The 25,930-nt window shown below is 59.5% G+C and carries 19 protein-coding genes; 7 read left to right on the forward strand and 12 right to left on the reverse strand.

Annotated features, from left to right (window positions below):
- Nucleotides 1-6 precede the first annotated feature (6 nt).
- The 6 genes from PVA19_RS17045 to PVA19_RS17070 all read left to right on the forward strand — a co-directional run bounded on the left by PVA19_RS17045 (nt 7) and on the right by PVA19_RS17070 (nt 6,037).
- Nucleotides 7-774, forward strand: a complete 768-nt coding sequence (locus PVA19_RS17045) for a M48 family metallopeptidase (protein ID WP_274103624.1) — start codon at nt 7-9, stop codon at nt 772-774.
- 102 nt (nt 775-876) lie between these two features.
- A complete protein-coding gene (locus PVA19_RS17050) occupies nt 877-1,536 on the forward strand; it encodes a phosphoribosylanthranilate isomerase (RefSeq protein ID WP_113178235.1) in 660 nt (219 codons plus the stop codon).
- 11 nt (nt 1,537-1,547) lie between these two features.
- Complete coding sequence (gene trpB, locus PVA19_RS17055; RefSeq protein WP_130978436.1) at nt 1,548-2,768, forward strand: tryptophan synthase subunit beta; 1,221 nt, start codon at nt 1,548-1,550, stop codon at nt 2,766-2,768.
- A gap of 1 nt (nt 2,769) precedes the next feature.
- Nucleotides 2,770-3,597 carry a tryptophan synthase subunit alpha gene (gene trpA / locus PVA19_RS17060; protein ID WP_274103566.1) on the forward strand — a complete coding sequence of 276 codons (828 nt, stop codon included), beginning with the start codon at nt 2,770-2,772 and terminating at the stop codon, nt 3,595-3,597.
- 165 nt (nt 3,598-3,762) lie between these two features.
- Nucleotides 3,763-4,656, forward strand: a complete 894-nt coding sequence (gene accD, locus PVA19_RS17065) for an acetyl-CoA carboxylase, carboxyltransferase subunit beta (RefSeq protein WP_274103568.1) — start codon at nt 3,763-3,765, stop codon at nt 4,654-4,656.
- Between the two features lie 37 nt (nt 4,657-4,693).
- Nucleotides 4,694-6,037, forward strand: coding sequence for a bifunctional folylpolyglutamate synthase/dihydrofolate synthase (locus PVA19_RS17070; RefSeq protein ID WP_274103626.1), 1,344 nt, complete (start codon nt 4,694-4,696; stop codon nt 6,035-6,037).
- Between the two features lie 82 nt (nt 6,038-6,119).
- On the opposite strand, the gene trxA is transcribed toward PVA19_RS17070, so the two are convergent.
- The 12 genes from trxA to chvI form a co-directional block, all read right to left on the reverse strand.
- The gene (trxA, locus tag PVA19_RS17075) at nt 6,120-6,440 is read right to left on the reverse strand and encodes a thioredoxin (protein ID WP_062424674.1); all 321 of its coding nucleotides are present in this window, start codon (nt 6,438-6,440) and stop codon (nt 6,120-6,122) included.
- Nucleotides 6,441-6,515: 75 nt separating this feature from the next.
- Entirely contained in the window at nt 6,516-10,094 is a 3,579-nt protein-coding gene (addA, locus tag PVA19_RS17080) for a double-strand break repair helicase AddA (protein WP_274103571.1), read from the reverse strand.
- Nucleotides 10,084-13,263, reverse strand: a complete 3,180-nt coding sequence (gene addB / locus PVA19_RS17085) for a double-strand break repair protein AddB (protein ID WP_274103628.1) — start codon at nt 13,261-13,263, stop codon at nt 10,084-10,086. The genes addA and addB overlap by 11 nt, the downstream gene beginning before the upstream one ends.
- Before the next feature lie 122 nt (nt 13,264-13,385).
- Complete coding sequence (locus PVA19_RS17090) at nt 13,386-14,105, reverse strand: nucleotidyltransferase family protein (RefSeq protein WP_274103573.1); 720 nt, start codon at nt 14,103-14,105, stop codon at nt 13,386-13,388.
- 10 nt (nt 14,106-14,115) lie between these two features.
- Complete coding sequence (gene tsaE, locus PVA19_RS17095) at nt 14,116-15,633, reverse strand: tRNA (adenosine(37)-N6)-threonylcarbamoyltransferase complex ATPase subunit type 1 TsaE (protein WP_274103575.1); 1,518 nt, start codon at nt 15,631-15,633, stop codon at nt 14,116-14,118.
- Nucleotides 15,630-18,110, reverse strand: a complete 2,481-nt coding sequence (locus tag PVA19_RS17100; protein ID WP_274103630.1) for a sensor histidine kinase — start codon at nt 18,108-18,110, stop codon at nt 15,630-15,632. Before PVA19_RS17100 ends, tsaE begins: the two co-directional genes overlap by 4 nt.
- Nucleotides 18,111-18,419: 309 nt before the next feature.
- Entirely contained in the window at nt 18,420-19,820 is a 1,401-nt protein-coding gene (gene ahcY / locus PVA19_RS17105) for an adenosylhomocysteinase (protein ID WP_112519304.1), read from the reverse strand.
- A 130-nt stretch (nt 19,821-19,950) separates the two neighbouring features.
- Nucleotides 19,951-20,226: an HPr family phosphocarrier protein gene (locus PVA19_RS17110; RefSeq protein WP_062424668.1), complete on the reverse strand. Its 276-nt coding sequence runs from the start codon at nt 20,224-20,226 to the stop codon at nt 19,951-19,953.
- A 14-nt stretch (nt 20,227-20,240) separates the two neighbouring features.
- Nucleotides 20,241-20,642, reverse strand: coding sequence for a PTS sugar transporter subunit IIA (locus PVA19_RS17115; RefSeq protein WP_062424667.1), 402 nt, complete (start codon nt 20,640-20,642; stop codon nt 20,241-20,243).
- Between the two features lie 146 nt (nt 20,643-20,788).
- Nucleotides 20,789-21,253: an HPr kinase/phosphorylase gene (locus PVA19_RS17120; protein WP_274103579.1), complete on the reverse strand. Its 465-nt coding sequence runs from the start codon at nt 21,251-21,253 to the stop codon at nt 20,789-20,791.
- Nucleotides 21,243-23,033 carry a sensor histidine kinase gene (locus tag PVA19_RS17125; RefSeq protein ID WP_062444619.1) on the reverse strand — a complete coding sequence of 597 codons (1,791 nt, stop codon included), beginning with the start codon at nt 23,031-23,033 and terminating at the stop codon, nt 21,243-21,245. The genes PVA19_RS17120 and PVA19_RS17125 overlap by 11 nt, the downstream gene beginning before the upstream one ends.
- A 42-nt stretch (nt 23,034-23,075) precedes the next feature.
- The gene (gene chvI, locus PVA19_RS17130; RefSeq protein WP_062444621.1) at nt 23,076-23,801 is read right to left on the reverse strand and encodes a two-component system response regulator ChvI; all 726 of its coding nucleotides are present in this window, start codon (nt 23,799-23,801) and stop codon (nt 23,076-23,078) included.
- A gap of 340 nt (nt 23,802-24,141) precedes the next feature.
- Here chvI and PVA19_RS17135 point away from each other — a divergent pair, with 340 nt between their 5' ends.
- The gene (locus tag PVA19_RS17135; protein WP_062444623.1) at nt 24,142-25,752 is read left to right on the forward strand and encodes a phosphoenolpyruvate carboxykinase; all 1,611 of its coding nucleotides are present in this window, start codon (nt 24,142-24,144) and stop codon (nt 25,750-25,752) included.
- Nucleotides 25,753-25,930: the final 178 nt, after the last annotated feature.

Raw genomic sequence — 25,930 nt, forward strand, 5'->3', positions numbered from 1 at the left:
GGCGTCATGTTTTCGCTGCTTCGAAAGTCCCCGAAATCGACCTCGTCCCGCAAACCGGCGCTCACCCAGCGCACGGTAGAGGTCGGCGGTCGGCATGTGCCGATCACCATCAAGGAGAACCAGCGGGCGACACGCATCACGCTGCGCATCGAACCGGGTGGCAAGGCGTTGAAGCTGACGATCCCCTATGGCCTCCACCATGCGCAGGTCGATATGTTTCTCGATCGTCATCAGGGATGGCTTGAAACCAAGTTTGCCAAGTTTTCTGCGCCGACGGGAATGAGCGACGGTGCGTCCATTTCCATCCGTGGCACGCTCCATACGATCTGGCACACGGGCTCGATGCGCGGCGTAACTCAGATCGCCCGGGACGAGGACGGTCAGCCTGTGCTGAAGGTCAGCGGATTACCTGAACATACGGGCCGTCGCGTCGCGACCTTTCTGAAAAAGGAAGCCCGCGCCGATCTTGAGCGACTGGTGGCAATCCATTCCAAGACAGTCGGAAGGCCAGTGCGCTCGATCTCGATGAAGGATACGCGTAGCCGCTGGGGCTCCTGTTCACATGAGGGCAACTTAAGTTTCTCCTGGCGCATTGTCATGGCGCCGGAAAGCGTGATCGATTATCTTGCGGCGCACGAAGTGGCACATCTGAAAGAAATGAACCACGGGCCGAAATTCTGGGCGCTCTGCAAGAAGCTCTGCCCGGAGATGGACAAGGCCAAGGCCTGGCTGAAGCAGAATGGCTCTCAACTGCATGCCATCGACTTCGAGTAAGCCGGGATTGCAGGTTTGGATTCACGTGAAACATGTTTTAGCCGACCCTCTTTGCCCGCATTTTGGCTCGACTCACACGCCATTTCATGTCACGTCCCAGTCATGAAAAGCGCCAGGACTCCGGACATCAAGATTTGCGGGCTGAAAACGCCGGAAGCCGTCGAACGTGCGGTTCGGCGCGGGGCAACGCATATCGGTTTCATCTTCTTCGAGAAGAGCCCGCGCAACATCGAACCGGATATTGCCGGCAAGCTGGCAGACGCGGTTCGCGGCAGCGTCAAGATCGTTGCCGTCACCGTCAATGCCGATAATGACGAGCTGGACGAGATCATCGATCTGCTGAAACCCGATATCCTCCAGCTCCATGGCAGCGAGAGCCCGGAGCGCGTGCTGAGCGTCAAGGCACTCTATGGCCTGCCGGTGATGAAGGCTTTTTCTATTCGTGACGCTGATGATCTCGCCAAGATCGATCCCTATATCGGGATCGCGGACAGTTTTCTTTTCGATGCCAAGGCACCGGCGGGATCTGAACTGCCTGGAGGCAATGGCGTCTCCTTTGACTGGAGCGTTCTGCATTCTCTTGACGAAGGCGTAAATTACATGCTTTCCGGGGGGCTGAACGCCGATAACGTCGCTGAGGCTCTGGCAAAAACCGGGGCAGGTGGACTGGATGTATCCTCGGGTGTGGAAAGCGCGCCGGGTGTAAAGGATTTGGCCAGGATCGACGCATTCTTCGATGCGGTTCGATCGGCAAGGCTTTAGGGAGTTTGAAAGTGAACGAAACGCTGAAACCCAACTCGTTTCGCGCCGGTCCCGATGAGGACGGACGCTTCGGTATCTACGGAGGCCGCTTCGTTGCCGAGACGCTGATGCCTTTGATCCTCGACCTGCAGGCCGAGTGGGAAAAGGCCAAGGACGATCCGGAGTTCAAGGCGGAGCTCGAACACCTCAACACTCACTATACCGGCCGTCCAAGCCCGATCTATTTCGCCGAGCGCCTGACGGCTGAACTCGGCGGCGCGAAGATCTATTTTAAGCGTGATGAGTTGAACCACACCGGTTCGCACAAGATCAACAACTGCCTTGGCCAGATCCTTCTCGCCAAGCGCATGGGCAAGACCCGCATCATTGCCGAAACCGGTGCCGGTCAGCACGGTGTTGCATCCGCGACGGTTGCCGCACGCTTTGGCATTCCTTGCGTGGTCTACATGGGCGCGACCGATGTGGAGCGTCAGGCCCCCAACGTGTTCCGCATGAAGCTCCTTGGTGCCGAAGTAAAGCCGGTGACAGCTGGCCACGGCACGCTGAAGGACGCGATGAACGAGGCACTGCGTGACTGGGTCACCAATGTGGACGACACCTACTACATGATCGGCACTGCGGCTGGCCCCCACCCCTATCCGGAAATGGTGCGCGAGTTCCAGTCGGTTATCGGCAAGGAAGCGCGCGAGCAATTGCTGGCACTCGAAGGCCGTTTGCCGGATATGCTGGTCGCAGCCGTAGGCGGTGGCTCCAACGCCATCGGCCTGTTCCATCCGTTCCTGGATGATGCCAGCGTCAAGATCGTTGGCGTCGAGGCGGGCGGCAAGGGTCTTGATGGCGAAGAGCACTGCGCCTCGCTGACAGCCGGTTCGCCGGGCGTCCTGCATGGCAACCGCACCTACCTCCTTCAAGATAGTGACGGCCAGATCAAGGAAGGTCATTCCATCTCCGCCGGTCTCGATTATCCGGGAATTGGCCCTGAGCACTCCTGGCTGAAGGATGCCGGTCGCGTCGAATATGTGCCGATCATGGACAACGAAGCGCTCGACGCCTTCCAGATGCTGACGCGCACCGAAGGCATCATTCCGGCGCTTGAGCCGAGCCATGCGCTGGCCGAAGTCATCAAGCGCGCGCCGAAGATGAGCAAGGACGAGATCATCCTGATGAATCTCTGCGGTCGCGGCGACAAGGATATTTTCACGGTCGGTAAAATTCTGGGAATGGGACTCTGATATGACTGCACGTATGGACAAGCGCTTTGCCGATCTGCGTGCGCAAAATCGTCCGGCCCTCGTAACCTATTTCATGGGCGGCGATCCTGATTTCGAAACCTCGCTCGGCATCATGAAGGCATTGCCGGACGCCGGTGCCGATGTCATCGAGCTTGGCATGCCGTTCTCCGATCCGATGGCCGACGGCCCGGCAATCCAGATGGCAGGACAGCGGGCGCTGAAAGGTGGTCAGACGCTGGCGACCACGCTCGATCTCGCACGCGAATTCCGCAAGCAGGATGATGAAACGCCGATCGTGTTGATGGGTTACTACAATCCGATCTACATTTACGGCGTCGACAAGTTCCTGGACGACGCGCTCTCAGCCGGCATCGACGGACTGATCGTGGTCGATCTGCCGCCGGAAATGGATGACGAATTGTGCATCCCGGCTGTTCAGAAGGACATCAACTTCATCCGTCTGGCGACGCCCACAACCGATGAAAAGCGTCTCCCGACCGTTCTGCGAAACACGTCCGGCTTCGTCTATTACGTCTCGATGAACGGGATCACCGGTTCGGCTTTGCCCGATCCGTCGACGATTTCCGGTGCAGTCGAGCGGATCAAGGCGCATACCGATTTGCCCGTCTGCGTTGGCTTCGGCGTCAAGACGGCCGATCACGCAAACGCAATCGGTGCGGTTGCCGATGGTGTCGTGGTCGGTTCGGCCATCGTCAACCAGATCGCTCTCAGCCTCACCAAGGATGGCAAGGCGACGAATGACACTGTGCCGGCGGTGACAACGCTGGTAAAGGGCCTCTCGACAGGCGTGCGTGCGTCGCGCGCATGACATCGAGGCGATCTCAGGTCGTGACCGACTTGAAATCGCCATGCTGATTTTGAATGTAAAGGAAGACGAGCGGAATTTGGTTGAAACCGCAGCGATGCGTCGCCATTCCGCTCAACTGCTGCCGAAGGATCGTCGGTTCAGCGCGGACAGTCAGGAGTAAAGAACGTGAACTGGATTACCAATTACGTACGCCCGCGGATCAATTCCATGCTGGGCCGCCGGGATACCCCGGAAAATCTCTGGATCAAGTGCCCGGAAACCGGCGAAATGGTCTTCCACAAGGATCTCGAAGAAAACAAGTGGGTCATTCCCGCGTCCGGCTTCCATATGAAAATGCCCGCAAAGGCACGCCTTGCCGACCTGTTCGACGACGGTGCCTATGAGGCTCTGCCGCAGCCGAAAGTGGCGCAGGATCCTCTGAAGTTCCGCGATTCCAAAAAGTACTCCGATCGTCTGCGCGACAGCCGCGCCAAGACCGAACAGGAAGACACGATCCTGGCCGGCGTCGGCAAGCTTCAGGGCCTGAAGATCGTCGCCGTCGTGCATGAGTTCCAGTTCATGGGCGGCTCGCTTGGCATTGCCGCCGGCGAGGCGATCGTCAAGGCTTTCGAGCGCGCCATTTCCGAGCGCTGCCCGCTCGTCATGTTCCCGGCCTCTGGCGGCGCGCGCATGCAGGAAGGCATCCTGTCGCTGATGCAGCTTCCGCGCACCACGGTTGCCGTCAACATGCTGAAAGAAGCAGGCATGCCCTATATCGTGGTTCTCACCAACCCGACGACGGGCGGTGTCACGGCATCCTACGCCATGCTGGGTGATGTCCATATTGCCGAGCCCGGCGCTGAAATCTGCTTCGCCGGCAAGCGCGTCATCGAACAGACGATCCGCGAAAAGCTTCCCGAGGGATTCCAGACATCGGAATATCTCCTGGATCACGGCATGGTGGACATGGTTATCGATCGCCACGCTATCCCGGATAAACTTGCCAACCTCCTGAAGATCATGACGAAGGCACCGGCCAGCACCTCCAAGGATATTCTGCCTATCGCTGCCACGGCCTGACGCATTCAAACACGCTCCGGAGGGGTGGATGACGGATATGACGAAGCCTGACATGAGCGAGGCGGAACGCATCATCGAAAGATTGATGCAGCTTCATCCCAAGGGCTTCGATCTGTCGCTGGACAGGATCACCCGCCTCCTCGAAAAGCTTGGCAATCCGCATAAGCGCCTGCCGCCCGTCATCCATGTGGCAGGCACCAATGGCAAGGGCTCTGTCACGGCCTTCAGCCGTGCGCTTCTGGAAGCCGCAGGCCTGGCCGTTCACGTCCACACCTCGCCCCATCTGGTAAACTGGAATGAGCGCTACCGTATCGGCGTTGCCGGCGCTCCCGGTCGACTCGTGGACGATGCCATGCTTGCCGATGCCTTGGCCCGAGTGGAGGCCGCCAATGACGGCCAGTATATCACCGTTTTCGAAATCCTGACCGCCGTCACCTTCGTGCTCTTTGCCGAACAGCCTGCCGATGTGGTCGTTCTGGAAGTGGGTCTTGGCGGTCGCTTCGACGCGACCAATGTCATCTCCAATCCGGCCGTCTCGGTCATCATGCCGATCTCGCTCGACCATCAGGCATATCTCGGCGATCGTGTCGAACTGATCGCGGCGGAAAAGGCAGGCATCATGAAGACCGGTTCGCCGGTCGTGATTGGCTACCAGGAATACGACGCAGCACTCGATGTGCTGATCGCCACCGCTGAGCGTCTGAAATGCCCGACTGCCATCTATGGTCAGGATTTCTCCGCCCATGAAGAACATGGCCGCATGGTCTATCAGGACGAGTTCAGCCTGGTCGATGCGCCACTGCCGCGCCTTCCTGGCCGCCATCAGCTGGGCAATGCGGCGGCTGCCATTCGCGCCGTCAAGGCTGCCGGTTTCAGCGTCACCGATCGCATGATCGAAAAGGCCATGACCTCGGTCGAGTGGCCGGGCCGCCTCCAACGCGTCACCCGGGGTCGCATCTTCGATCTCGCGCCAATGGGCAGCGAAATCTGGATCGATGGCGGTCATAATCCAGGTGCTGGCGAGGTTATTGCTGAAGCCATGGCCGGTTTCGAGGAGAAGAGCGCTCGGCCGCTGGTGCTGATTGCGGGCATGATCAACACCAAGGATCAGGTCGGCTACTTCAAGGCCTTCGCCGGTATCGCCGAATATGTCTTCACCGTACCGATCCACGGGTCGGATGCAGCGATCGACCCTGTTGTTCTGGCCCATGCTGTCTTCGACGCTGGCCTGACGGCAGCGCCGACAGCCTCGATCGAAGAGGCTTTGGAGGAATTGGCAAAGCGCCTCGACCCGGCGAAGCCCGCACCACGCATCCTGATCGGCGGATCGCTCTATCTCGCCGGGAATGCGCTGGCGCTGAATGGCACACCGCCACAATAATCGCGAAGGCATCACGCAACCGACGACCAAGAAAAAAGCCCGGCAGAACCGGGCTTTCTTTTAATCTTGCATTCGCAAACGATCAGGCGGCGCTGGAAATCCACGCGGAGAGTGCGGTCTTGGGAGCAGCACCGACCTTGATATCGGCCACTTCGCCGCCCTTGAACATGGCGAGCGTCGGGATGGAGCGAACGCCGAACTGAGCGGCAAGCTCAGGGTTTTCGTCGATGTTCAGCTTTGCGACCTTCACCTTGCCAGAAAGTTCCGTAGCGATCTCTTCGAGGCTCGGGGCAATCATCTTGCACGGGCCGCACCACTCGGCCCAGAAGTCTACGACGACTGGCTCAGCGGATTCGAGAACTTCAGACTGGAAGTTGGAGGTATCGACTTTCACGGTAGCCATAATTGGCTCTCCTTTCAGTGAATCTGTTCGGCATTCATGTGATGCGGGGGATGGGCATTTTCAATGTCCGGTATCTCACTTTGTCGAGATTGCGGCAAGGGCTTGTAACAGCGCTTCGTCCGTGAGCGTCACGAAGGACGCGTTCTCCGTATAGACGAGCGCGCAGGTGAAAGCCTTGTCCGGGTAGAGCGGCTTCAGAATCTCGCGATAGATCGCAAGCTGTGCGATATGGGCGAAGGGAATGGTGTTCTCATTGGCCGGAGGTATCCGGTTCGTCTTGTAATCCACCAGAATGACGCGTTCCCCGTTCACCGCCAAGCGGTCGATCCGGCCGGCAACGGCAAAATCCTGCCTGCCCACGCACAACGTTCCCATGATCGAAACCTCCGCCCGGCTATTGGCGGAGAAAGCGGGCTGGATGGCCGGTTCGGAAAGAACGGCGAGCGTGGTGCTGATCAATCTCTCGCGTTCCAATTCCGACCAGTAGCGCGCAGCACGCTCCGCATAGCGACGAGCGGCATCTTCCCGCTGATCCTCGGGATAGTCCGGCAGCGTCTGCAGCATCCGGTGCACAAGACGTCCGCGTTGCAGTGCAAGGCCGGAAGCTATCTCCGGTTTGGTAAAGAGCGGGGAGGACACGACCAGGTCATCTGCACCATCATCGATGATCGTTCCCGCGCCGGACGGGCTGAGCGGCCGGGGAAGGGCAGGTACCGGTGGCAGTGGTTGCATCAGCGAGGCGGGAAATGCTTCTGGCGCAGCACTCGACGAGGTCTCGCTCTGGGGTATCGCTTTTGGCTCATGAGCATTCATCCGCCACAACAGACCGTCCCAGGCTTCGCCGCCTGCTTGGAACTGATGAGTAACGCATCGCGCTTCATCCGCGACCAGCGCCCGCTTGATCATCTGGTGCCAGCAATCCGGATTTTCCTTCGGCCCGCGGTAGCCACACACGATCAGATGGTCGGCAGCCCGCGTCATGGCCACATAGAGGAGACGGCGATATTCCTGCTCTGCGGCGTCCTTCAAGCGGCCATCGTCCTGGTCGATCAATGCGTTATCGAAGTTCTTTCCCGGTAGCCACACGGGGAATGCGGCATCCTTGGTTTCGACAAAGCGCAACCGCGGCACATGGCTTGGAATGAAGGCCTTGGAGCCGCCATCGACGAGAAACACCACGGGTGCCTCAAGACCCTTGGAGGCGTGAACCGTCATGATACGGACTTCGCCGCGCTCCTTGTCCTGCTCGCGCTTGATCTCCGGGGCGTCCGTTTCCAGCACGGAGATGAAGGATTGCAGGCCGGGAAGGCCGGTCTTTTCGTGATCGAGCGCGAAGGACAAAAACTCATCCAGAACGTCGCTCGCTTCGTTGCCAAGGCGTGCAAGAAAGCGCTTGCGACCTTGATAGATGGTCATCACCGCCGCGTAGAAATCGTGAATCGTCGCGCTACGGGAGAGCGCAATCAGGGACGAGAGGGTTTCAAGCGTCTCGGCAAAGCGGCTTCCATCTTCTTGCGCGCGCTGCTGGAGATAGTCCCAGACGCTTGTCTTCTCCGGACGCTTGGCTGCAAGGTCGAAAATATCGTCTTCATCATGATTGAAGAGCGGGCTTTTGAGCAATGCCGAAAGCGACAGATCGTCCTGCGGCAAAAGCACGAAGCGGCCAAGTGCCAGCAGATCCTGAATGGCGATGTGGTCGGTCAGCCGCAAGCGGTCGGCACCGGCAACGGGAATGTTCTTTCGCTGCTTCAACTCGCGCGTCAGCGCGTTGACAAAGGCGTGGCGCTTGCGCACCAATACCAGAATATCGCCAGCCTCGATAAAACGTTCGACGCCTTTCTCGATCACCGTTTCCGTGCCGATCATCGCTGCGATGCGCGCCGCGATCCGGCGTGCGACGATGGCGGGCGGGGCGCTTTCACGCAACGCATCGAAGGGTGCCGTCCAGTCTTCTTCATCGTCGACCGGCTCAGCGGCGATCATGTCCCATACCTCTACCGTCCCAGCTTGACTAAGGCGGTTGGAGCGATGCTCGACGGGTTCGTTGTCGGCGCTGAGGCCTGCGGCATTCTCGGGCAAAGAGAAGACCTGATCCACTGCAGCCAGCACATCCGCCGTGGAACGGAAGGAAAGCGGCAGACGAACGGGATGAAAGATCTGCTGGACGGCAGTCACCCGCCGCGCCGTTTCCTCACGCTCCTGCGAAAACCGCTCCGGCCTTGCTCCCTGAAAGGAATAGATCGACTGCTTCTCGTCACCCACGGCAAACAGCGTGCGTTGACCAGCGCGCGCGGTCTCGCCATGGAAGAAATCTGCTGCCAGCGACTGGATGATCGACCACTGCACCGGGCTGGTATCCTGCGCCTCATCGACGAGAATATGGTCGATACCCTGGTCCAGCTTGTAATGCACCCAGGCGCCCGCCGTATCGCGGTTGAGAAGCGTGGCCGCGCGCTCGATCAGGTCCTCGAAATCGAGCTGGCTGCGCTGCTTCTTCAAATCCTCGAAGTCGCCGATCAGCCGGTCTGCCAGGGTCAAGGCATGTCTGGTCGCCTCCAGCATGCGCAGCGTCCGATACCGGTCGCGGCAGGCAACCACGTGGGTGCGCGCCAGCGTCAGATCGTCTAGGAGACTGGGTGCTGCCGTCTGCATCGCCTTGTTGATGACGTAGGCATCGGACTTCCGCTCGCCCTTCTGGGTCAGCAACGCGCTTTCGAGAAAGGCGATTCGCTTGTACGGATCGCTTTCTCGCGCCGCTTCCCGCAACGCGTAGGACACTTCGTGCGTCCGTGCGCCCCCGACCTCATCGGACAGCGTCAGATAGGTGTCGAGCGACAGGCCGGAGAGACCCGGGAGTGGCCAATAGGCGGCCGCTGCCGTCTCAAGTGTTTCATTGGCGCTGATGCGAGCGTGGCGTCGAAGCGCCGCGTCGATTCCACCGGTGCGGGAGGCGTCTTCGAGAAAGCCGCGCAGAGGATTGCGGTTGGCAACGATGGCGCTCAGCAGCGCTTCCAGCCCGGTCTCGTCCGCGAGATCGAGCACATAGGCGAGCGCCTGAGCCAGCGGCGTGTCCTGCTCGAGCGAAACGGCGGTCAGCAGGCTGCGGCGTGCTTCCGCCAGGAGACTGCTGGCGGCACGATCATCGAGAACCGAGAAGTGGCCGGCGACATTTGCTTCCAGCGGAAACTGGTGCAGCAGTGCTTCGCAGAAGGCATGGATCGTCTGGATTTTCAGCCCGCCCGGCGTTTCCAGCGCCTTGGCGAACAGACGGCGTGCCTCCTTCAGCTTGATCGCGTCCGGGACACGCCCTTCAATTGTCGCGATACGGTCTTTCAAGGCGGTGTCGGAGAGAGTGGCCCAATCCGCGAGGCGATCGAAGACGCGGCTCGACATTTCTGAGGCCGCCGCCTTTGTATAGGTCAGGCACAGAATGGCCGAGGGACGGCAACCGGCCAGCAGCAGACGGATCACCCGCTGCGTCAAGACATGCGTCTTGCCCGAACCCGCATTGGCCGACACCCATGCCGAGCTAGTCGGATCGGAGGCGCGGGTCTGCTGGCGTGTTGTCCAGTCGATCCAGGCGCCTGGCTCGTCGCGCTCCGGGCCGTGATCTTGAGCCTGCTCGGCGGCGTATTCGAAAAGATCATTCGCCATCGCCATCTCCCGGTTCTGCGGTGGACCATTCGGAAACGCGCGCCAGATGATCGTACTCGCCGCCATAGGATTGCTGTTCTTCCGGGATCAGCCGCGACACGAAGCCGTTCTTGCCCTCGCGCAGCGCCTTGATGAATTTCGTCAATTGGTCGATGGAATCGTTCGCAAGTTCTACAGCGCTCTTAGGCACGGTCTTGGCCGTGGCCTTTGCGTTCTCGTTGTTGACGATATCGCTCCCAGTGAACCTTTCTCCTGGTCGCAGGCGCACATAGATCAGATCCTCCGGTGTTGGCGTCCCGGCGTCTCGGAACGCGCCACGCATCAGGGCGGCCGCTTCCAGCGCCAGTTGCGGATCGAGCAGGGAGCGGGCCTGTTTCACAGTCGGGGAGAGCCCCGTCTTGTAATCGACGATATCCGCCTTGCCATTGGTCTTGATGTCGATCCTGTCGGCCACGCCCGTCAGCCGGATACCCGCCTCTGGAATCTCCTGTCCGGCGCGGGCCTCCACATAAGAGCGGCGCACCACGGGACGGCGATCTTTCTCCCAGGCGAGAAACTCGCGCGCCACCGCAACGAAGCGCGGTCGCCAGACGATATCGATATGTGCTGGCAGATTTTCTTCGTCAAAACATGCGTTCAATACACGCATCATCGCGTCTTCGGACGCCGGCGTGCCGGGAACGTGCTCCTCACGGGAGTAGAGTTCGATGATGCGGTGATAGAGCGTCCCTCGGTCGGCAGCGCCTGGATCGCGGTTGAACTCGTCCAGCGGATCGAGCTTCAGAATGCGCCGCGCATAGATGGCATAGGGATCACGGCGCAGCCGTCCGACTTCGCTGAAGGAATAGCTCTTCGGCTGGAGATCGGCAGGCGGGGTTGGGGCAGGGCGTCGTGCTGGATCCTGCGTCTCGCTGTCATCCAGCATCATTGCCCAATGGCGGTAGGATTCGCCACGTCGCTTCAGCTCCTCGGCAAAATCTTCCCCGCCCAGTGCCAGCAGTCTTTGCAGCCAGCGCGAAGCCACGGCAGGCGTCGAACCCTGGCGCAGTGCGCGGCTGTAGATGATGTGACGCGTGCCGTTCGCCATCTCGAAATCATGCGCCAACTGCCCGATGCGGCGTTCCGGCGGCTCAAGCCCGATCGATGTCTTCATGCTGCGCGACAGGAAGGGGTTGTTGGCCGTTTGTCCCGGCCACACCCCTTCGTTCAAACCACCGATAATGACGGTATCGACGCTCTGCAGACGTGCTTCCAAAGCGCCGAAAATGAAGACGCGTGGGTGGCGCATGGCCCGTGGCTTGATCGATTCGCCCGCGATGAAGGCCGCGACGATATCGATCCATTGTGGACCATCCGCCTCTAGCGCGCTGCCGCATTCCATCAGTTCGGCAAAAAGACTGGACAGCTTTTCTCCCGCCTCGCCGGACCAAAGGCTCGCCAGATCGCCCGCATCATCCAGACACATCGCTTCGATAACGCGGCCGGAACGCTCCGCCCACTCCGCCAGCGTCAGGCGGGAGGTGAGGCGACCGCGGAGTGGATCGCGGTGAACGAAAGCCTGCTCCAGCGGTTCGATCGCCGCTGTAATCCGTCTCGCCAGATCTTCGGCCGCGAGCGGTGCATCATCGGAAAGCGCCGTGCGCCAATGTGGCGGATGGCGGTCGCCCGCATGAAGTGTCATCTGATGCGCCAGAAGCGCATCGAGGTTGCCAAGTGTCGTTTCCTCGCGCCCGCCGCGCAACGCCAGAAGCTCAAGCGCTGCAACAGCCTTCTTCATCTGTAGTTCGCTCAAGCCAAAGCGGCAAAGCGGATGCTTCAACAAGGAGATCACCGCGACCGGATCACCTGGGCGCAGGATCGCTTCCATAGCCAGCTGTAAAAGACCTGCCTGCGGCGTCGCAGACAGCGGCGTACCTGCGGAATCGTCCGCCTCGATGCCGAAGCGGGCAAGCTCGGTTGCCACCCTTCGGCCAAGTCCGCGATCCGGCGTGATGAGGGCTGCCTGCGATGGGCCATTCTGACCGGGCTTTTCAAGCGCCAGCCTGAGCGCGATGGCAATTGCGGTTGCCTCCTCGCGCTCATTGGCCGCCTCTATCATCGAGGCGGCGGAAAAGGCGCTTTCGAAGAAGGCCGGCGACTTGTCCGCGCGCCACTCGTTCCATTCCGCGGTCGCCCGAACAGGCGCAAGTGCGGTGGAAAAAACGGCGGCCCGGTCCTGCAGATCGCGATCAAGGTCACCGATCCGCTCTACATCGTGACGCAAGACGCCGAGCTTCTGCAACAGGGTGAACAGCCCGTATTGCGAATGGGTGCGGCTTGCCGCGTCATCCGGTGCCTCATTGATCGCCTGCCACTGATCTTCCGGCATATCGAGGTCAAGACCGGGAAGCACGACGGTGCCGTGCGGCAAAGAGGCGACAGCAGCAATCAGATCGGCGGCAGCCGGAATGGAGCCGGTGGAGCCTGCAACGATGATCGGATCCGTGCTCGCGATCTTCGTCAGCCGGTCCGCCTCTGCGCGAAGGATAGCGTTGCGGTGGCGGCCGGCGGAAGACCGGTTGAGTTCGGCAAGGCGGGCGGGCCAATAAATACTGGCGATCTCCAGAAACTTCGCGGTCAGCTGCCACCACTGCGCATGATCGGCCGTATCCAGCTCGGAGAGCGCCTCCCAATCCTTGTCTTCCGTATCCATCGCATCGATGACTTCGGAGAGGGCACGTGCAAGCCAGATCGCATCCGCCGGGCTGGCAGGTGCGACAAGGGGTGAATCGGAATGGATGGCGCGGATTGCGTCCGGCAAGCTGTTTCGCCAGGCAAGGATCAGCCGCGCGAGTTCCACCAGCCGCGCCGTGCTGGAAATCGGTGGTGCAAGATCGATGGTGGCCGGCGTCTCTATATCGAAATAGCCGCTATCGTCATCCGTTTCGCCAAGGGGGCGGATAACCGGGAGAATGGCGGACCGCCCACCCAGAAGGTCGACAAATTCGGAACGCAGCACGCGGGCCGAACGGCGCGTCGGCACGTAGATCGTCACGCGCGCAAGCGATAGCGGATCGGCAGGGTCGTACGAGAAGCCGCTCGCGAGCGTCCCGGCACAGAGGCTTTGCGCCAGTGTCTTTAGAAAGGGTGTTCCCGGCGCAATGGTCAGGATGCGTTTGGCATGCGCCAATGGTTCGACCTTCTCAAGGATGACAACATCCGCCCGAAAACCGGATCGATTTTCGGAAAGCACGATGCGTCGATTCAAAGCGTTAGAACGTCCTTTGTGCGTCCTGAGGGACGCACAGCGCTCTAAACGGAAGCAATGGTTCGCTCCGCATCCTCTATAGCATCCGGTGTGCCGACGGTAATCCATTGACCGTCGAGCATCACGCCATAAAGCCGTTTTTTCGCAATGGCGCGGTCGAAATAGATGTTGAGATTGAAGGCATCAGCCGGTGCATCCTCAAGCAGGCGCGAATCCATGGCGATCGCGCCAGCGTAAACCACCGGACGTGGCTCGCCCTCCTGATACCGGGTCAGGCGCCCATCCTCTGCAAAATTGAAATCCTTTTTGCCGTTATGTCCGGTGGTGCGGTCCATATCGACGCAAAGCATCGCCATATCCATGCGCGCAGGATCGAAACCCTCCGCGAGTTTCTGCAGATTGGTGGGACGGCCGGATGTTTCCCCGACCCAGAACAGATCGGCATTCATCACCAGCACAGGTCCTGGCGCCAGCAGCTTCAAACCCTTGGCGAGACCGCCACCGGAATTCAAGAGCTCGGCCCGCTCATCGGAAATCAGGACCTCAAGATCCTTGCGGCCTTCAAGATGCGCGATCATCTGATCCGCATGATGATGGACGTTGATCGACACGGTTTCGACGCCCGCCGCCACCAGAAGATCGAGCACATAATCGATCATCGGCTTGCCAGCGATTTTGACCAGCGGCTTGGGGATCGTGTCGGTGATCGGGCGCATTCGAGTGCCGAGACCTGCTGCCAGAACCATCGCTTGTCTGATCGTCATGGGAAACGCTTTACTGAGAGTTGAGGTCTATGCCCGCCCGCGCAAACCAGTCCCGCAGCGGCGCAAGGTCGGGATGTTCCAGCGCAGCGCGCATATAGGTGAAGGTGCGCGGCATATGCTTCATATAGCCCGGCTTGCCATCGCGCTTCAAAAGGCGAACCCAGGCGCCGACCAGCTTGCAATTGCGTTGTGCCGCCATGATGGCGAAGGCTTTGAGAAATACCTCTTCATCGAAGGCAGGGTTCTTTCGGCGGATATCGAAATACCGCTCCATCATTCGCGCCTGCAGTTCAGGCGGGATTGTCACCCGCGCATCCTGCACCAAAGACGCCAGATCATAGGCCGTTGGGCCGATCATCGCATCCTGGAAGTCGATGATGCCCACCTGCTGCGGCGCTGGTTTGTCCTGCTGCCAGATGATGTTCGGCGAGTGGAAGTCGCGCAAGACAAGCCCGGTTTCCACATCGGCAAGCTTGGCGATCAACTGATCCCAGACGGCGAAAAAATCCTGCCGCTTGGCGTCGTCGGTCGGCTTGCCGTCATGCATGTGCGGCAGATACCAGTCCAGCAGCAACGAGGTCTCGACCTTCATTGCATCGGCATCGAAGCGCGGAATCTCATAGCGCCCACCATCCGGCAGGCCGATCGTTGCGGGCATCGGCTTTTCGTGCAGCGCCGCCAGACAGGCAGCACTCTCGATATAGCGCTCCTCAATGGGCGCCCTATTGGCATCCAGAACGCCTGCGCGTCCCATATCGCTCAAAAGTAGGATGCCTTCATCCATGTCGCGCGCCAGGATTTCCGGCAGCGCAAAGCCTTCGCTTCGGAGATGGAGATCAAGAGCAACGAACGGCTCGACGGTACGTGCAAGGTGCACGATCTCCGAATAGGATTTGCCATTGTGAAGAGCGGGGCCGGGCGGCTGTGGCTGCCAGTCCATCAACAGATATTGGCTGTCGTCATCGCGCACCAGCTCATAGGTGCGATAGGCAGCATCACCACTGAAATAGCGCCGAATCGCGCCTGTCTTACCATTCCGCTCCAGAAAGCGGCGAATGGCGAAAACCCGTTCAAGCCGCTCTAGGTGACGCCGGGATGCCTCGATCACAGCACGCCGACCGTCTCCCTCTTGTGTGAGGCGCAACAGGATGGTCGATGCTTTAGGCAGCACCTCGCTTGCCATCTCCGGCCACTCGATCAGGCACACGCCGTCGGACAGCATCTCGTCGATCCCGAGTTCATCCAGCTCCGACACGTCGGAGAGACGATAAAGATCGAGATGCGCGACGGGAAAGCGAAGCGCGTAGGATTGGACGATGGTAAATGTCGGGCTCGGTACTTCGAGCTCGGCATCGTCGGCGATTGCCCGGATCAAAGCCCGCGCCAGGGTCGATTTCCCAGCCCCAAGATCGCCCACCAGCGCAATGGCATCGCCCGGCTTGACGGCAAGTGCCAACTCCTCGCCAAGCCGGATCGTCTCGGCCTCATTTGCAAGGAAGAGCGAGAGGGAAAGCGTCTCGTCACTCATTCGGCAGCAATGGACTGCGGCTGGTCATGCGAAGGAATGCGGCAGGTCACTACCGTGCCTTCACCGGGGCGGCTGTCGAGCGTAACGGTGCCCTGATGCAGGCTGACGAAGCTCTCAACGATGGAGAGGCCGAGGCCAGCGCCCGTGCGTCGACCGCCCTGGCCGCGTGTGGAGAAGCGGTCGAAGACCGTCTTCAGCATGTCTTCGGGAATGCCGGGGCCTTGATCTGCAACCGAAAAGACGAAATCGCCTTCGCTTCTCTGGCAGGTCAGGCGGATCGCCGAACCTTCCGGCGAGAAGTTGACCGCATTGGTCAGAAGCTTCAGCAGGATCTGCTTCAGCCGCTGGTGATCGGCAACGATGGAACCAAGATGCGCAGGCGCAACGATCTCGAGCGAAACGCCGCTTTCCTGCAGACGATCGGTGATCTGCACCGCCACATCGTCGAGAAGCTCATTCAGATCGTTCTCGGCGTAATTCAGATGCATGATGCCGGCATCGACGGTTGCCAGATCGAGAATGTCGTTGACGATCGTCAGCAGCACCGACGACGAGGTCGAAATATGGTCGAGATACTCGGCCTGACGATCGTTCAGTTCGCCCATACCGGGCGTCTTCAGAAGATCGGTAAAGCCGATGATATTGGTGAGCGGCGAACGCAGTTCGTAAGACACGTGCTGGACGAAGTCGTTCTTCAGTTCGTCTGCCTTGCGCAGCGCCTCGTTCTTTTCCTTGAGCGCCCGTTCGGCGCGCACACTGTCGGTCATGTTGACGAAGGTCAGCATGGTCTGCGCGTCGGGCAGTGGGATGACGGCATAATCGAGCACGAGACCGGAAAGAAGTTCCAGCGTTCCTTGCTTGGAAGGACGCTCGTCGTCGAAACTGGTGATGAATTGCGCAAAAGCACGCCAGCCATCCGGCTTCTCGTAGGATTGCGCGCAGACCGCTTCGATGGAGCGAATGTGCTTGCCGGCTTCGGCCTCTTCCGCCGTGATCGCCCAGAGCGCGCGGAACGCCGGGTTCGACAAGCGAATACGACCGTCGGCGCCGAACACGGCAACGCCTTCTGCCAGGTGATCGATGGTCTCGCCCTGAACCTTGACCAGCGTGTTGTAACGCATCTGAAGATCGACCTGTTCGGTCAGGTTCTCGAACACCCAGGTCGCGCCGCCTTGCGGATGCGCGGTGGCAATCACACGCAGCGTCTGCCCGTTCGGCAGGTGCCAGAGATCGGTCTTGGTATCCAGCGCGCGATAGACGGAGAGTGCCGTCTCTTTCCAGCTCTTCCAACTGAGTTGCTCCGGCAGCTTTCCGGCACTGCGCAGACGATCGAGAAGCTCGGAATTGCCGGGCTTCGATTCCAGGAAGACAAGGTCGAGGCCCCATAGGCGGGCGAAGGCCTGATTGTAGAACTGCAGGCGCTGCTCGCCGTCGAAGATGGCGACGGGCGTTCCCAGATGATCGAGCGTCTCCGCGTGGCTTTTGAGCGTGCGTTTCAACTCTTCACGGATGGTTTCAGCATCGGACGCGTCGATCGCGATGCCGGCAGAGCCATTTGGCGTCTTGATATCGACCACATCGAAGAAGGTGCGGTTGCCGGAAACCACTGTGGAGATCCGGTCATGATAGGGCGATTCCGGCGTGGCCGTGGCCCGGATCTTCTGCCGTGTCACCGTGTTCAGCAATTCGCGCTGTTCGTTGACGGCCTGCTGCGGCGTCGTCGCATCGACGGCAATCGCATAGGCATGATTCACCCAGATGAGCGCGCCTTCGTTGTTTCGGCGCCAGGCTGGCTGCTCGATCGAATCGAGAAGCTCCTGGAAGGTGGACATGGAGGAAAGCAGGCGCTCGCGCTCCACTCTCAACTCCGCCAATTCGGCACGCATATTGTTCAAGGCAATGAAACGGGCGAATGCCTTACCGCCGGACACGCGTCCCTGAACCTCGATGACTTCTCCGCGCTGCGTTTCGATCGTCAGATCGAAACTCTGCGCCCGGCTGCGCAGCAGCTCGATTGCCTTCTCCAGCGGTGCTGCCGACGTAGGGCGCAGCCAGCGGCCAAAGGCCAGAAAGTCGGAATCGGCAGCCGGCACGCCGGTTTCGGGCGGCAACTGTCCGACGAATTCAGGACGTTCGCCGGTATCTTCCCAGATGACGATCCGGCGCGACTTGTCGGAAATCAGCGCCTCGTATTTGGAAATCTTGTTCTGCGCTTCGGACAGCGCCGTGCGGTATTCATTGACCTCGGCTTCGATGTTCCCGCGCTGGCGCACCAGCCAGACGATGGAAAACAGGGTCGCGGAGACGACGCCGATGAAGATCGAATAGGCGATGGTCTCGCTGGACGAGAACAGGCGTGCACTTCGTTGGAGGAGCGCACCATCCTGAGCCTCGGCAACGGTGGCAAAGCCGCTGAGTGTCGTTCCAGCCATCAACGCGGAGACCGCGCAGAACTTTCGGCGCAGGGCGCCTGCCATGGTGGTCAGAGAGCCGCGCAATCGTTCAAGAACGGGCGCCTCGTCGCTGCCCGTCTCCACGTTCTTTTTCGCCCGCTGGCGCGAGTTCGCTTTTTTTACCGACATCCCCGGTCTGTCTCCGTCCTATGTGCCGCATCTTCGACAAGACATCCCATTTTCGCACGGGCATCCGCCCACACGAATCAAGTCTTCAGACAATACCGTCTCAGCAAATTTCCGGGAAGGGCGGCGCCTAAAAAGAAATCGCGGACTTTGTCAAGTCCGCGATGCCTAGATGTGGTGTATTTGATGTTGATATTAACTATGAAATCAATATCTGTAGTGTTCTGCCTTGAACGGACCCGTCTTCGAGACGCCGATATAATCTGCCTGCGTGTCGGAAAGTTCGGTCAGCTTTACGCCGAGCTTCTCAAGGTGAAGGCGCGCGACCTTTTCATCGAGGTGCTTCGGCAGCACGTAAACGTCGTTCTTGTACTCGCCCTGCTTGGTGAAGAGTTCAATCTGGCCGAGCACCTGGTTGGTGAACGAGGCCGACATGACGAAGGAAGGGTGACCGGTCGCATTGCCGAGGTTCAGCAGGCGGCCTTCCGACAGAAGGATCATGCGGTTGCCCTTGGCGAACTCGATCATGTCGACCTGCGGCTTGATGTTGGTCCACTTCAGGTTCTTCAGCGAAGCGACCTGAATTTCGTTGTCGAAGTGACCGATATTGCCGACGATCGCCATGTCCTTCATCTCGCGCATATGCTCGATGCGGATGACGTCCTTGTTGCCGGTGGTGGTGATGAAGATGTCTGCCGAAGACACGACGTCTTCGAGGCGAACGACTTCGAAACCGTCCATGGCGGCCTGAAGCGCGCAGATCGGATCGATTTCGGTGACCTTGACGCGGGCGCCAGCGCCCTGAAGCGAAGCAGCAGAACCCTTGCCGACATCGCCGTAGCCGCAGACGACGGCAACCTTGCCGGCCATCATCACGTCGGTGGCGCGACGGATACCGTCAACCAGCGATTCCTTGCAGCCATACTTGTTGTCGAACTTCGACTTGGTGACGCTGTCATTGACGTTGATTGCCGGGAAGGGGAGAAGACCCTTCTTGCTGAGGTCATAGAGACGATGAACGCCTGTCGTGGTTTCTTCGGTCACGCCCTTGATCGCGTCACGCTGCTTGGTGAACCAGCCTGGCGAAGCCTGAAGGCGCTTCTTGATCTGTGCGACAAGAATTTCTTCTTCTTCCGAGCCTGGGTTCGACAGAACGTCTTCGCCAGCTTCGGCGCGTGCACCGAGCAGGATGTACATGGTGGCGTCGCCACCGTCATCCAGGATCATGTTGGAGAGACCACCATCGGTCCACTGGAAGATCTTGTCGGTATATTCCCAATATTCGGTCAGGCTCTCACCCTTGACGGCGAAGACCGGAATGCCGGCGGCCGCGATGGCTGCAGCAGCGTGATCCTGCGTCGAGAAGATGTTGCAGGACGCCCAACGGATGTCGGCGCCGAGTTCCTTCAGGGTTTCGATCAGAACGGCTGTCTGGATCGTCATGTGGAGCGAACCGGAGATACGAGCGCCCTTCAGCGGCTTGCTCTGACCGAATTCGCTGCGGCAGGCCATCAGGCCCGGCATTTCGGTTTCGGCAATGTCCAGTTCCTTGCGGCCGTAGTCGGCAAGGTTGATATCCGCGACGATGTAGTCTTTGTCAGCGCTCATAAAGATCTCCTGCTCAAAAATGGCAGGGACCCGTGCCGCTGCCTTGCAATTCAGGCTGCGGTTCTAACAGGCAATCGCCGATCTGGCAATAATCATATAAAGAAGTCTTTATGTCTTTATATGATGGTTATCAAAGTTCTTCGCCGAACCGATCCGCAACCAGCGCCTCGAGTGCTGCAAGCGCTTCTTCCGCCTGATTGCCGCTTGCTTCGACAAAAACCGTGCATCCGGGGCTTGCCGCCAGCATCATCAGACCCATGATCGAGGTGCCGCCGACCGTCATACCGTCCTTCGAAACGCTGATGGCTGCGTCGAACTTTTCCACCATCTGCACGAATTTTGCAGAGGCGCGCGCGTGCAGGCCGCGCTTGTTGACGATCAGCAGTTCCTTCGACAGTGAGGACATGAAGCGTGTTCTTCTTATTTGCCGCTGAGAACGCGGCTGGCGACGTTGATATATTTGCGACCGGCATCGGAAGACTCCTGCAGAGCCTTGTCCATGTTGTCTTCGCTGCGAATACCGGCAAGCTTGATCAACATGGGTAGATTGACGCCGGCAATCACTTCAACGGTGCCGCTGCTCATCACCGAGATGGCGAGGTTGGACGGCGTTCCGCCAAACATGTCTGTGAGGATGATGACGCCATTGCCGTCATTGGCGCGTGTCACGGCATCGATGATATCCTGCCGACGCTGATCCATGTCGTCCTCGGGACCAATCGATACGGTCTCGATCAACTTCTGAGGACCGACCACATGCTCTACCGCGTGACGAAATTCCTCAGCCAGCTTGCCATGAGTGACAAGCACTAGTCCGATCATGAAATGCTCCCTTACACACGCACTTTGCCACCTGGACTTGCGTCTGGTGTGCCGCCCTATCGCAATGCCGCAAACCTGTCCATCGGTGGGACGACATCTTGATGAGGAAAATGGGAAGCGCAAGCCCCCAAACAGGGGATTTTTGTTCACTTTCCCTTGGCTTTGAACAGATTTTGAGCAAGTGCAGCAAATTTTCCATAGGGCGTGATGCTGGAAAGCGGAATCCGGATGAGCGGTAGCCTGTTGCCGGTCGGCAAATCCAGCCATTCATTCTTCGGCGGGAGGCGAGGGGACTGCGGGTGTGCAACAGGCGTTACGGCATAGTCGATCGTTGCCGATTTGATGCTCTGAAGTTCGACGATGCCGCTGCCGCGCAGTTCCAGAAGCCCGGCGATGCTCTCCGGCCGTTCGACAAGAACGCGTCCATCTTGAGACGACATCAGAACCTGATCGTCCGCCACGAGCGCCGCCGGCAAGCCGCAACGCTGTGCTTCTGTCAGGAAGCTGAAGGCAAGCTCGCTTTTGCCGCTGCCGGAGGGCCCAACGAACAACATGCCCGTTTCGTCAATGACGATTGCAGTTGCATGGTAGTTGATGCGGTCAGCGCTCATGCGTCGGGGCGGCAGGAAGCGACAGGGTGAAGCGGGCGCCGGAGATCACACCATATTTGTCGATGATGTTTTCCGCCTTCAGCGTACCGCCATGCGCCTCGGCAATCTGGCGGCTGATCGAGAGGCCAAGACCGGAATTCTGGCCGAAACCTTCGCTGGCCGGGCGGTCGGTGTAGAAGCGCTCAAAAATACGGTCGATATCTTCAGCCTGGATGCCGGGACCATTGTCCTCGACGCGGACCAGGCAGCGATCCTTGTGCCGCAGCAGGTGCACGAAGATGCGCCCGCCATCCTGCGAAACGAAGGAGCGGGCGTTTTCGATCAGGTTGGTGACGATCTGGCCAAGCCGGAGATCGTGGCCGTTAACGACATAGCTGGTCTTTACGCCAGGCTTGTGGTCGGCCACATAATCGATCGTGACCGTCTTCTTCTTGCTGGAAATCTGTCGCGAGATTTCGACAAGACCATTCAGCAAGACCTCAAGATCGACGGGCGAGGAATCGGCGCGCGCCAGTTCCGCGTCGAGACGCGAAGCATCGGAAATGTCGCTGATCAGGCGATCGAGACGGCGAACATCGTGGAAGATGATTTCGGTAAGGCGCTGCTTTGATTCTTCCGTCTTGGCACGCGGCAGCGTTTCCACCGCGCTGCGCAGCGAGGTCAACGGGTTCTTCAACTCGTGGCTGACATCGGCCGCAAAGCTCTCGATCGCGTCGATCCGGTCGTAAAGGGCGTTGGTCATTTCGCGAAGTGCAATTGAGAGGTTGCCGATCTCGTCCTGACGCGCGGAGAAGTCCGGAATTTCCTCACGCGCCTTGGCGCCACGGCGCACGCGGATCGCGGCAGCCGAGAGACGGCGAAGCGGTGTGGCAATGGTGGAGGAAAGAAGCAGCGACAGAACGATATTGACCAGCGTCGCAATGCCGAAGACGCGCATGATCGCCAGACGTTCCGCATGGACGATTTTGTCGATATCGCCGGCCTGTGTCGATAGCAGCAGAACGCCAAGCACCGCGCGGAAGCGTTGCACCGGAACGGCCACCGAAACGATCAGCTCACCCTTTTCCGTGACGCGCACGACCGCCCCGCGAACACCCGTCAGCGCATTCATCACTTCCGGGTAGATCGATCCGTCGCCGCCCGGCGTTTCCTTATAAAGCGGCAGGCTGCTTGGCTGCAGCATGCGGTTGAACAGGCTGGCAAACCATTCGCCCCAGGTCTGGGTTTCAGGGGTCACCGGCGGCAGGTCGTAGCGCAGAACTTGCCCGCGTGAATAGAGATGCCGGGAATCGAGAAGCAGGTTCGCATCCGCATCGAAGAGACGGGCTCGGGTGCGGGTCGGGGAAATCAGGCGGCGAAGGACCGGGGCGACACGCTCCGGATTGATCGGGAAGCTCAGGTCCTCATCATTCGGTACCGGCGTGATGCTCTGACCCGCTTGCAACTCCAGCAGCTTTTCCGGATTGATGGTGATCGAATTGGTATCGACCGAAGCCGAGGCGGAGATCGCACCGGCGATGATTTCGCCCTGCGTCAGCAGGCTTTCGACGCGCGCATCGATCAGGCCTTCGCGAAACTGGTTGAGGTAGAGAATACCACCGACCAGAACCACCGTCGCCGCGACGTTGAAGAAGAGAATACGGCGCGTCAGGCTGGAAAAGACGGCATTGCCGAAGATACGCCGGACGATCGTCAGCGGATGAATCCGGTGCCGCCGACCGCTCTCACGATCGTCGGCATCGGATGTGTCCGATGCGCTATCCTGCGTTTTGTTCAGCACGTACGTTCCTCAGCCCCGCTTACGCGGCGTCATTTCTCGGCCTCACGCCGCTTCGCGGAAGCGATAGCCCACACCGTAAAGCGTTTCAATCATGTCGAAGTCGTTGTCGACCAGCTTGAACTTCTTGCGCAGGCGCTTGATGTGGCTGTCGATGGTGCGGTCGTCGACATAGACCTGCTCGTCATAGGCGGCATCCATCAGCGCATCGCGGCTTTTGACGACGCCTGGGCGCTGTGCCAGCGAGTGCAGGATCAGGAATTCGGTGACGGTCAGTGTCACCGGCTCGCCCTTCCAGGTGCAGGTGTGGCGTTCCTGGTCCATGGCAAGCTGTCCGCGTTCCAGCGTTCTGGCGGCCTGATCGGCAGCGATCTTCATGGGGCTTGCGCCGGTCGCCGCTGCTTCACGGCTGCTGGCGCGGCGCAGGATCGCCTTGACGCGCTCCACCAGAAGGCGCTGCGAAAAAGGCTTGGTGATGAAATCGTCGGCGCCCATCTTCAGGCCGAACAGCTCGTCGATTTCCTCATCCTTGGAGGTGAGGAAGATGACGGGAAGGTCCGACTTCTGCCGAAGGCGACGCAACAGTTCCATGCCGTCCATGCGCGGCATCTTGATATCGAAGATCGCCAGCTGCGGCGGGCGTGCAATTAGCCCGTCAAGGGCGGAGGCGCCGTCGGTATACGTTTCGACCTTATAGCCTTCCGCTTCGAGCGCGATCGACACCGATGTCAGGATATTACGGTCGTCGTCTACAAGCGCAATCGTCTGCATTAAATTGGTCTCCATCGTCATTTGCAATCTATGCTCCCGACATTCACCCCAGCCTAGGTTGTGCGCCGCGAACACGTCTCATGAGTATAAAGGTGGAACAAATTGTGGCAAAGACCAAGCCCCACGATCGGAGAGCTTTGCAGCAGGATATTCCAGCAGAGACTAAGAGTCCGGATTTGCAGCGTGGCTAAACCGATTTAAAAAGGAATAAAATCTTTTAAATCGATTAATATATTGAAATTGTTGAATATTTTTCGTGCGGCATCTTGCCAATCCTGTTTGTTGCCGTTAGCTTCACTGAAAATTTGAACGGCTCGCATTCAGAAAAAGGGAACGCGCCATGAAAGAACTCGGAGTACACAATCCAGAAAACGGAGTGGCTGCACTCGGTCTGGGCGGAGCCGCTGTTGTACATTACAACCTCATCGAGAGTGAGTTGTACGAAGAATCGATCCGCAACGGCGAGGCGGACATTACCGTTGATGGCGCTCTGCGCGCCGTGACCGGTCAGCACACCGGCCGTTCTCCGAAGGACAAATTCGTGGTGCGCGATGCCCACACGGAAAATGCGATCTGGTGGGACAACAACAAGCCGCTGTCGCCTGAGCATTTCGAAATCCTGCACAAGGATATGCTCGCACATGCCGCCGGCAAGACGCTCTACGTTCAGGACCTCGTCGGCGGTGCCGATGAAGAAAATGCGCTTCCGACCCGCGTCGTGACCGAGCTCGCCTGGCACGGCCTCTTCATCCGTAACCTGCTGATCCGCCCGGCGCGCGAGAAGCTTGCTTCATTTAAGCAGAAGCTCACCATCATCAACCTGCCAAGCTTCAAGGCTGATCCTGCTCGTCACGGCGTGCGCACCGAAACGGTGATCGCCTGCGACCTGACCAAGGGTATCGTCCTCATCGGTGGCACGTCCTATGCCGGCGAGAACAAGAAGTCGGTCTTCACCGTTCTCAACTACCTGCTGCCTGCCAAGGGCGTCATGCCGATGCACTGCTCGGCCAATGTCGGCCCGGATGGTGATGCCGCTGTCTTCTTCGGCCTGTCCGGCACCGGCAAGACCACGCTGTCTGCCGATCCGGCCCGTACGCTGATCGGCGACGATGAGCATGGCTGGGGCGAAGACGGCATCTTCAATTTCGAAGGCGGCTGCTACGCCAAGGCGATCAAGTTGTCGGCGGAAGCTGAGCCTGAAATCTACGCGGCAACCCGTCGCTTCGGCACGGTTCTGGAAAACGTCGTTCTCGATGAAAACCGCGTTCCGGATTTCAACGACAATTCGCTGACGGAAAATACGCGTAGCGCTTACCCGCTGCACTTCATTCCCAACGCCTCGAAGACCGGCCTTGCCGGTCATCCGAAGACGATCATCATGCTGACCGCAGACGCCTTCGGCGTGCTGCCGCCGATCGCGCGTCTGACGCCGGAACAGGCCATGTACCACTTCCTCTCCGGCTACACCGCCAAGGTCGCCGGCACGGAAAAGGGCGTGACCGAGCCGGAAGCCACCTTCTCGACCTGCTTCGGAGCTCCCTTCATGCCGCGTCATCCGACGGAATACGGCAACCTGCTGCGTGATCTGATTGCGCAGCATGGTGTGGATTGCTGGCTGGTCAACACCGGCTGGACCGGCGGTGCCTATGGCATTGGCAAGCGCATGCCTATCAAGGCTACCCGCGCGCTTCTGACCGCTGCACTGACCGGCGAGCTGAAGAACGCCCAGTTCCGCACCGACGCGAATTTCGGCTTTGCCGTACCGACTTCGCTCGAAGGCATCGACAACAGCATCCTCGACCCACGCTCGACCTGGGCCGATGGCGCTGCCTACGACGCGCAAGCCAAGAAGCTGGTCAACATGTTCGTCACGAACTTCACCAAGTTCGAAGACCACGTCGACAGCACCGTCCGTGACGCGGCTCCAGGCCTCCTGGCTGCCGCCGAATAAGCGGTCGATCTCTTCACAATACGAAACCCGGCCTCGCGCCGGGTTTTTTGTTCGAAAAAGCACGATCCTAGATTTAATGAAGATAGAGCGTCCCTTGTGCGTCTAAAACGACGCACGGCGCTCTATCAGTTCATTCCGGCGCTTGATGCGTTCTCAACTGTTTTCATTCCACCGCATC

This window comes from Agrobacterium sp. CNPSo 3708 (genome assembly GCF_028674915.1).
Classification (GTDB): domain Bacteria; phylum Pseudomonadota; class Alphaproteobacteria; order Rhizobiales; family Rhizobiaceae; genus Agrobacterium; species Agrobacterium cavarae.